Below are 8,174 nucleotides of genomic sequence, written 5' to 3' on the forward strand. Positions count from 1 at the left end.
GCCGTACATGGGGTTAAGCCGGCATCATGGCCCCGAAGAAACGCCGCCCGCCCGACGCAGACGGAGGGCTGATCCTGTTCAACAAGCCCTTCGGCGTGCTGTCGCAATTCAGTGGCGGCGAGGGCGACGGCGCGCGCGACACGCTGGCAGCATGGATCGACCGGCCCGGCGTCTATCCCGCCGGGCGGCTGGACAAGGACAGCGAGGGGCTGTTGCTGCTGACAGGCGACGGGGCGGTGCAGGCACGCATCGCGGACCCGAAGTTCAAGCTGCCCAAGGTCTATCTCGTGCAGGTCGAAGGTATGCCCGACGACGACGCACTGGCGGCGCTGCGGAACGGCATCACCCTGAAGGACGGCCCGACCCGGCCTGCCCACGCCGAGGCCATCGCCCCGCCAGACCTGTGGCCCCGCGATCCGCCCGTGCGGTTCCGCAAGTCGGTGCCCGACGCGTGGCTCCGGATCACCCTGCGCGAAGGGCGAAACCGGCAGGTCCGGCGCATGACGGCCGCCGTGGGACTACCGACGCTGCGGCTGGTGCGCTGGTCCATCGGACCGTGGACGCTCGACGGGCTCCCGCCCGGCGCATGGCGCCACGTTGCTGGCGCGGACATGCGCGCGGCCATTGCACCCGGCAACCCCCGCGCCTAACCTCTGGCGGCGACGGAAAAGGGGACGACATGCACGATACGATTGAGCAGCGCGGATTGGTTCTGATCGGCTGCGGCAAGATGGGCTCGGCCATGCTGGCGGGCTGGCTGGATGGCGGGCTGCCCCCGGCATCCGTTTGGGTGCAGGATCCGAACCCGTCGGACTGGCTGCGCGGGATCAAGGGGCTGAACCTGAACACCCCTCTGCCCGCTGCACCCGCGCTGGTGCTCGTCGCGGTAAAGCCGCACATGATGGGCGACACGCTGCCCGCGCTCGCCGCGATGGGTAACGGCCCGACAGTGTTCGTGTCGGTCGCAGCAGGTGTCCCGATCGCACGCTACGAATCCCTGCTGGGTGCGGATACGCCCATCATCCGCGCCATGCCCAACACCCCCGCCGCCGTGGGCCGAGGCGTCACCGCGCTGATCGGCAACGCCCATGCAGGCGGCGCGGCGATGGACATGGCCGACACGCTTCTGCAAGCGGTCGGCCTGACCGTGCGGCTGGAGTCGGAAGAGCAGATGGACGCTGTCACGGCCGTGTCCGGCTCCGGCCCCGCCTACGTCTTTCACATGATCGAGTCGCTGGCGGCGGCGGGCGAACAGGCGGGGCTGGCCCCCGATCTTGCCATGACTCTCGCCAAGGCGACCGTGGCAGGCGCCGGCGCGCTGGCGGAACAGGCGAACGACACCCCAGCAACCCTGCGCGAGAACGTCACCAGCCCGAACGGCGTGACCCAGGCCGCGCTCGTGCCGCTGATGGATCAGGACGCAGGCCTGGCCGCGCTGATGCGCGCCACCGTGGCCGCTGCCGTGAAACGATCCAGGGAACTCGGCGAATGACGGCCACGCCGGAAGCAAGCTTCGACGATTTCCTGAAGCTCGACATCCGTGTCGGCCGGATCGTGGCTGCGGAACCCTTCCCCGAGGCGCGCAAGCCCGCCTACCGGCTCCAGGTCGATTTCGGCGGGGATATCGGGCTGCGAAAATCCTCGGCCCAGATCACGGCGAACTATGAATGCGCCGCGCTGGTGGGGCGGCTGGTGCTGGGGGTGGTGAACTTCCCCCCCCGCCAGATCGGCCCCATGCGGTCCGAGGTGCTGGTCCTCGGCGTGCCCGACGCCGCGGGCGAGGTCGTGCTGATCGCCCCCGATACCGAGGTTCCGCCCGGCGCGCGGCTTTATTGACCGCAGCCCCCGTGCCTGACGAGGATGGCGCGGAAATCGTTGACATTGGTGCCCGTCGGCCCCGGCACGAACAGGTCGCCCACGGCATCGAATGCGCCCCAGGCGTCGTGCCGCGCCAGTGCCGTGCCCGGGTCCACGCCCGCCGCGCGCATCCTTTCGGCGCTGGCGCCGTCGGCAAAGGCGCCTGCGTTGTCCTCGGACCCGTCGATCCCGTCCGTGTCGGCTGCAAGTGCCGCGATCCCGTCCAGCCCTGCCACGGCGCGCGCGAAGGACAGCAGGAACGCGGTATTGCGCCCACCGCGGCCGCCCTGCCCGCGGATCGTCACGGTCGTCTCACCACCCGACAGCAGCAGAACCGGTGCGGCCAGCGGGCGCCCCCGCGCGGCGATCTCGCGCGCGAGTGCCGCGTGGACGAGCCCCACATCCTTCGCCTCGCCCTCGATGGCATCGGACAGGATCGCCGCCGGGATGCCGCGCTGTTCCGCCTCCGCCGCCGCGGCCTCCAGCGAGATGCGCGCGGAGGCGATGATCCGGACCTCCGCCCGCGCGAAGGCTGAATCGCCGGGATCGGGCGCGCGGGCCGCATCGCGGGCCAGATGGGCGGCGATCCGTTCCGGCAACTCGATCCCGTAGGCGTCCACGAGCGCGCGTGCCTCTTCCAGCGTCACGCGCGACGGCACTGTGGGACCCGAGGCGACCTCCGCCGGGTCGTCGCCCGGCACATCCGACACCACGAGCGACACGACACGCGCCGGGGCCGCAGCGGCGGCCAGCCGCCCGCCCTTGATCCGGCTTGCATGCTTGCGAATGGCGTTCATCACGCCGATGGGCGCGCCCGAACGCAGGAGCGCGTCGTTCAGCGCCTGTTCATCGGCCAGCGTCAGGCCGTCCGGCGGGGCGGGCAACAGGGCGGAACCGCCGCCACATACGAGCGCCACCACCAGGTCATCCGGACCCAGCCCCGACACGGCATCCAGCAGCGCGGCCCCGGCGGCCAGTCCCGCCTCGTCGGGCACGGGATGCGCGGCCTCCAGCACGCGGATACGTTCGCAGGGCACGGCATAGCCATAGCGCGTCACCACGACGCCCGTCAGCGGTCCGTCCCAGAGCCGCTCGAACGCGGCGGCCAGTTGCGCCGCACCCTTGCCCGCACCGATCACCACGGTCCGTCCCTTGGGACGGTCGGGCAGATTGGCGCGCAGCGCGGCTTCCGGGTCGGCCGCGGCCACGGCGGTCTCGAACAACTCGGTCAGCAACCTGCGGTCTTCGGGCGTCATCACCGTGCCGCCCCGGCGGCGATCGATGCTTGGATCATGTGAACTTCCTCCTGCGCGCGGACACTTGCGCGCAGGAGGAGCGGTGTCAACGGCGGCCGAGACCGATCCTTGGCACGTGCCTCAGCCCAGGTGATGGGTTTCCGGCACGCCGTAGACCGGCGTCTCGATCCCTTCCATCCGCGCCTTCAGTTGCAGCGACAGGAACTGGGAGTAGTGGCGCGACTGGTGCAGGTTGCCCCCGTGGAACCACAGCCCCGGCTGCTGCGTCGGCTTCCACATGTTGCGCTGCTCGCCGACCCATGGCCCGGGGTCCTTTGGCGTGTCAGACCCGAGGCCCCAGCACTTGCCCACCTTGTCGGCCACGTCCTGCCCGATCAGGTCCGCCGCCCAGCCGTTCATGGACCCGTAGCCGGTGGCATAGACGATCAGGTCGGCCTCCAGCTTCGTGCCGTCTTCCAGCACGACGCCATCGGGCACGATTTCCTTCACGTTGCCATGGGCGAGCCTGATCTTGCCGTCGATGATCAACTGGCTGGCGCCGACATCGATGTAATAGCCCGAACCGCGGCGCAGGTATTTCAGGAACAGCCCGCTGTCATCCGCGCCCCAGTCCAGCCAGAAGCCCGCCTTTTCAAGCCCTTCATAGAAATCCTTGTCGCGTTCGCGCATCTGATCGTAGAGCGGCTTCTGGAAATCGGCGAGGATCGCGTAAGGCACCGACGCAAAGATCAGGTCGGCCTTTTCGGTGGTCATGCCGGACCGGACGGCCTCCTCGGAATAGAGCGCGCCGAGCCCGATCTCCATCAGCGTGTCGGACCGCACGATATGGGTGGAGGACCGCTGCACCATGGTCACGTCCACGTCGTTTTCCCAAAGCGCGGCGCAGATGTCATGGGCGGAGTTGTTGGAGCCGATCACCACCGCCTTCTTGCCGCGATAGGCGTCCGGTCCGGGATGCTTGCTGGAATGGTGCTGGTCGCCCTTGAAGCTGTCCATGCCGGGGAAATTCGGCACGTTGGCCTTGCCCGACATGCCCGTGGCGAGCACGAGTTGCTTCGGCTTCAGCGTCACCTCTTCGCCATCGCGGTCCACGACGACGGTCCACTCGCCTGATTTCTCGTCATATTTCGCGGACTTGCAACTGGTGCGGGTCCAGTAGTTCAGCTCCATCACCTTGGTGTACATTTCCAGCCAGTCGCCGATCTTGTCCTTGGGGGCGAAGACGGGCCAGTTTTCCGGAAACTTGATGTAGGGCAGATGGTCGTACCAGACCGGGTCATGCAGGCAGAGCGACTTGTAGCGGTTGCGCCAGCTGTCGCCGGGGCGGTCGTTCTTCTCCACGATGATGGTCGGCACGCCCAGTTGCCGCAGCCGCGCACCAAGGGCGATACCACCCTGCCCGCCGCCGACGATCAGCACGTAGGGCTGCGTCCTGTAGCCGAGATCGCGCGCCTCCGCCTCGCGTTCTTCCTTCCATGTCAACTGGTTGGGTGTCGCGCCGTGCTTCGCGCCCAGCGGCCTGTCGAAGCCTTTCGGCTCTTCATGCCCCTTGAGTTCCACCATCGTGGTCAGCAGCGTCCAGATGAGGCCGTTGCGGAGGCGGACGAGGCCGTAGCCGCGGGACTGGTGGGTTTCGAAGGTGATCCAGGCGGTGGTGATGCCGTCGTCCGTCGTCGCGGGTTCGCCTGCGGCGATGGCCCAGCCGGTCGGGCGGACATGCGCGAGCTGGCTTTCCAGCATGTCCGCGACCTGGTCCCGGCCTTCGCTCGTGTGCAGGTTCCAGGTGAACGCCACGAGGTCGCGCCAGTAGCAATCCGTTGCGAAACAAGCGGTTGCAGCCTGAATGTCACCTTGTTCCAGCGCCGTGCCGAACGTGTCGAGAACCTGGGTGACCTCGGTCTCCGCGGTGGTGTCGAGCATGGTTTCCTCCCTTTATGCTTGTGCTCCTCCGTGCGCAGGCTGGACCGGGATGGGACCTTTGTCTCTAGGGCTTTGGTCGCAGGCGGTGCGATGATACCCGCTTCGGCGGCGTATGAATCGCGTATGACTCCCGTATGACTTTCGTATGACTCCGCGACATATCAGCGGCTTAACCCGCGGGCGACACGAGGTTGATCGGCGCGCCCGCATGAAACGCCGCCAGCACGTCGCCAAGCTGGTCGGCGAGGGTCTGCTGGGCCTCGTCCGACGCCCAGGCGATGTGGGGTGTGACGAGCACGCGGGGATGATCCGCCAGCCGCATCAGGATGTCGTCGGCGGCGGGGGGTTCACGGTCGGCCACGTCGATGCCCGCGCCCGACACCTGCCCCGCATCGAGCGCCGCTTCCAGCGCGGGCAGGTCGACCAGGGCGCCGCGCGCGGTGTTCAGAATGATGGGTGCACGGTCCATCCGTGCGAAGGCATCGGCGCCCAGCAGCCCGCGCGTGGCGTCGGTCAGCGGGCAGTGCAGCGAGATCACGTCGGCCCGCGCGCAGAATTCGTCGAACGCGACGCGCCCGTCGCCCGACGGCTGGCCCGGTCGGGCGGCGAAGATCACCTCCATCCCGAAGGCGCGGGCGAGATCCGCGACACGCCCGCCGATGCCGCCGCGCCCGACGATGCCCATGGTCGTCCCGGCCAGATCCCGGATCGGGTGGTCGAAGAAGCAGAACTGCCCGGCGCGCTGCCACGCCCCGTCGCGGGTGTCGGTGACATACGGCACAAGGCTGCGGCGCAGCGCAAGCAGCAGGGTGAAGACATGTTCGGGCACCGTGTTGACCGAGTAGCCGCGGATATTGGCGACGGCCACGCCGCGCGCGGCACAGGCGGCCACGTCCACGCAGTCATAGCCGGTGGCGGCGACGGCGATCAGGCGCAGGTGCGGGGCCGCGTCAAGCTCTGCCTGTCCGATGCGGACCTTGTTGGTGATGGCGATTGTGGCGTCGGCCAGCCGTTCGGCCGTCTGGTCGGGCGCGGTGCGGGCGTGGTTTTCCCACGTGTGATCGAAGGCCGGGACCGGCAGGGCGATCTGCGGCGCAACGGTGTCGCGGTCGAGGAAGACGATATGGGTCATGGCGCGGTCCTTTCGCGGGGCGTGTCACGGCGCAGGGTGCGACGGTCTGCGCGGGTGGTAGCGCGAAAGGATGGGGGGGTGCAAAGGGGGGTGTGGTGGCTGTCCGGGGGGCTGCTTCGGGCCCGTGTGCAGGCAAAGCGCGTTTTCAACATTGACCCACATCATGGCGTGCTAAGAACACGGGGATTACCCACGGCGGATTCACCGCCAGAAATAGAGATACCCAATGAAAATAACACGTCGCAGGTTCACCCTGACCACCACCACCGCAATGGCACTCGTGGCTGCCGGGACATTCGGGCTGCCAGTGCGCGCCCAGATTGCCGTTTCCGCCGCCGATGCCCGTGCGATTGCGAAGGAGGCTTATATCTATGGGTTCCCGATGGTGGATTACTACCGCATCATGTGGGCGTACTTCGTCGATGAGACTGACAGGCAATACAAGGGGCCACCGAACGGGCTTTACAGCGAGGCCAATGTCTACACACCCGCCGACACGGCCGTGCAGACCCCGAATTCGGACACGCCGTATTCCTTTACATGGCTCGATCTGCGGGCCGAACCGATTGTCCTGACCCTGCCGAAGATCGAAGCGGATCGCTATTTCTCGGTCCAGCTGGTCGACGCCTACACGCACAACTTCGATTATCTTGGCACCCGCGCCACCGGAAATGACGGTGGCAGCTTCCTGATCGCCGGTCCGGGGTGGACCGGCGAGACGCCAGACGGCGTCACCAAGGTCATTCGATCCGAGACGGACTTCGTGCTGGCGATCTACCGCACGCAGCTGTTCGGCACGGACGACATCGACAATGTGCGCGCGATCCAGGCGGGTTACGCACTCGCGCCGCTTTCCGGATTTGCGGGGACGCCTGCCCCGGCTGCCGCGACGCCCGTGAACTTCCCCACACCCTTGTCGGCCGCCGATGAACGGACCTCGCTTGAACTGTTCAATCTGCTGTCCTTCATCCTGCAATACGTCGCGGTTCTTCCCGATGAAAAGGACCTGCGGGACCGGTTTGCCCAGATCGGCATCGTGCCGGGCGAGACGATCGACTTCGCCGCCTTGCCGGGCGAGATGGCCGAGGCGTTGAAGGCTGGAATGGCCGACGGTCAGGCCGAGATCGACGCGCGCCGGGCGGTCACGGCCAATTCGGGAAACCTGTTCGGGACCCGTGCTTTCCTCAACGGTGATTACGTGAACCGTGCCGTGGGCGCCCAGATGGGTATTCTCGGGAATTCAAAGGAAGAGGCGTTCTATGGCCTTTTCGCGGTGTCCGAGGACGGCCAGCCCCTGTCGGGTGACAAGAGCTATGTGATCCGGTTCGAAAAGGGCCAGCTTCCGCCCGCGAAAGCGTTCTGGTCGCTCACCATGTACGATCTTCCGGATCAGTTTCTGGTGGCCAACCCGATCGATCGGTATCTGATCAACTCCCCCATGCTGCCGGATCTTGTGACAGGGGATGACGGCAGCACGTCGATCTATCTGTCGGCAACGCAACCCGAGGGAGACATGGCCAGGAATTGGCTGCCCACACCGGAGGGGCCGTTCATGGTGGTGCTGCGCGTCTACTATCCCGAGGCGTCCGTGCTGGATGGCACATGGCAGCAGCCTGAGGTGCAAGTCGCGGGCTGACACGCATGCGCGGCTCGATCAGTCGTGCTGGGAGAGGCGGCCAAACAGATCGTCGGTCTTGCAGGTCCGGGCTTTGGTCGCCCGGGCTTTTCTCGTGCAATGACAGCCCGGGATCTGGCGCGTCGATGCCCCGACAGCTTGCGAAACGCGCGGTGCGGCTGTTTGCGACGCCGACCGCCGCGTTCCGCAACAGGCCTGCCGTTGATCTTTAGTTCAGGCTGAACAAACTTCTGGCTGGCCGCTCTGACGATTGCCGCGACAGTTTTCAGCCATCAGGGCGTCCATGAATGTGGCGATCGCGGCCAGCAGGAGGGCCAAAAGAGCCCTCAGGTGGGCGAGGATCTTGCGGATGTTGTGGCCGCAGCCGCACAGG

The 8,174-nt window shown here is 67.2% G+C and carries 7 protein-coding genes; 4 read left to right on the forward strand and 3 right to left on the reverse strand.

Annotated features, from left to right (window positions below; all coding sequences use genetic code 11):
- Positions 1-26: 26 nt before the first annotated feature.
- From DDE13_RS05270 to DDE13_RS05280, 3 genes are read left to right on the forward strand one after another with little or no spacing between them, the layout of a single operon-like run.
- Positions 27-650 (forward strand): pseudouridine synthase, encoded by a 624-nt coding sequence (locus DDE13_RS05270; RefSeq protein ID WP_111402161.1) that lies wholly within the window; start codon positions 27-29, stop codon positions 648-650.
- A gap of 29 nt (positions 651-679) precedes the next feature.
- Positions 680-1,492, forward strand: a complete 813-nt coding sequence (proC, locus tag DDE13_RS05275) for a pyrroline-5-carboxylate reductase (protein ID WP_111402163.1) — start codon at positions 680-682, stop codon at positions 1,490-1,492.
- Entirely contained in the window at positions 1,489-1,836 is a 348-nt protein-coding gene (locus DDE13_RS05280; RefSeq protein ID WP_111402165.1) for a tRNA-binding protein, read from the forward strand. The genes proC and DDE13_RS05280 overlap by 4 nt, the downstream gene beginning before the upstream one ends.
- Here the strand turns inward: DDE13_RS05280 and DDE13_RS05285 are convergent.
- The 3 genes from DDE13_RS05285 to DDE13_RS05295 form a co-directional block, all read right to left on the reverse strand.
- Entirely contained in the window at positions 1,830-3,113 is a 1,284-nt protein-coding gene (locus DDE13_RS05285) for a glycerate kinase type-2 family protein (RefSeq protein WP_111402167.1), read from the reverse strand. The genes DDE13_RS05280 and DDE13_RS05285 overlap by 7 nt on opposite strands.
- Positions 3,114-3,233: 120 nt before the next feature.
- Entirely contained in the window at positions 3,234-5,033 is a 1,800-nt protein-coding gene (locus DDE13_RS05290; RefSeq protein WP_111402169.1) for an NAD(P)/FAD-dependent oxidoreductase, read from the reverse strand.
- 169 nt (positions 5,034-5,202) lie between these two features.
- On the reverse strand, positions 5,203-6,165 hold the full coding sequence (locus DDE13_RS05295; RefSeq protein WP_111402171.1) for a D-2-hydroxyacid dehydrogenase: 963 nt from the start codon (positions 6,163-6,165) through the stop codon (positions 5,203-5,205).
- Between the two features lie 226 nt (positions 6,166-6,391).
- On the opposite strand from DDE13_RS05295, the gene DDE13_RS05300 reads away from it, so the two are divergent.
- Entirely contained in the window at positions 6,392-7,801 is a 1,410-nt protein-coding gene (locus tag DDE13_RS05300) for a DUF1254 domain-containing protein (RefSeq protein ID WP_111402173.1), read from the forward strand.
- Positions 7,802-8,174: the final 373 nt, after the last annotated feature.

Source organism: Meridianimarinicoccus zhengii (assembly GCF_003254465.1).
GTDB lineage: Bacteria > Pseudomonadota > Alphaproteobacteria > Rhodobacterales > Rhodobacteraceae > Meridianimarinicoccus > Meridianimarinicoccus zhengii.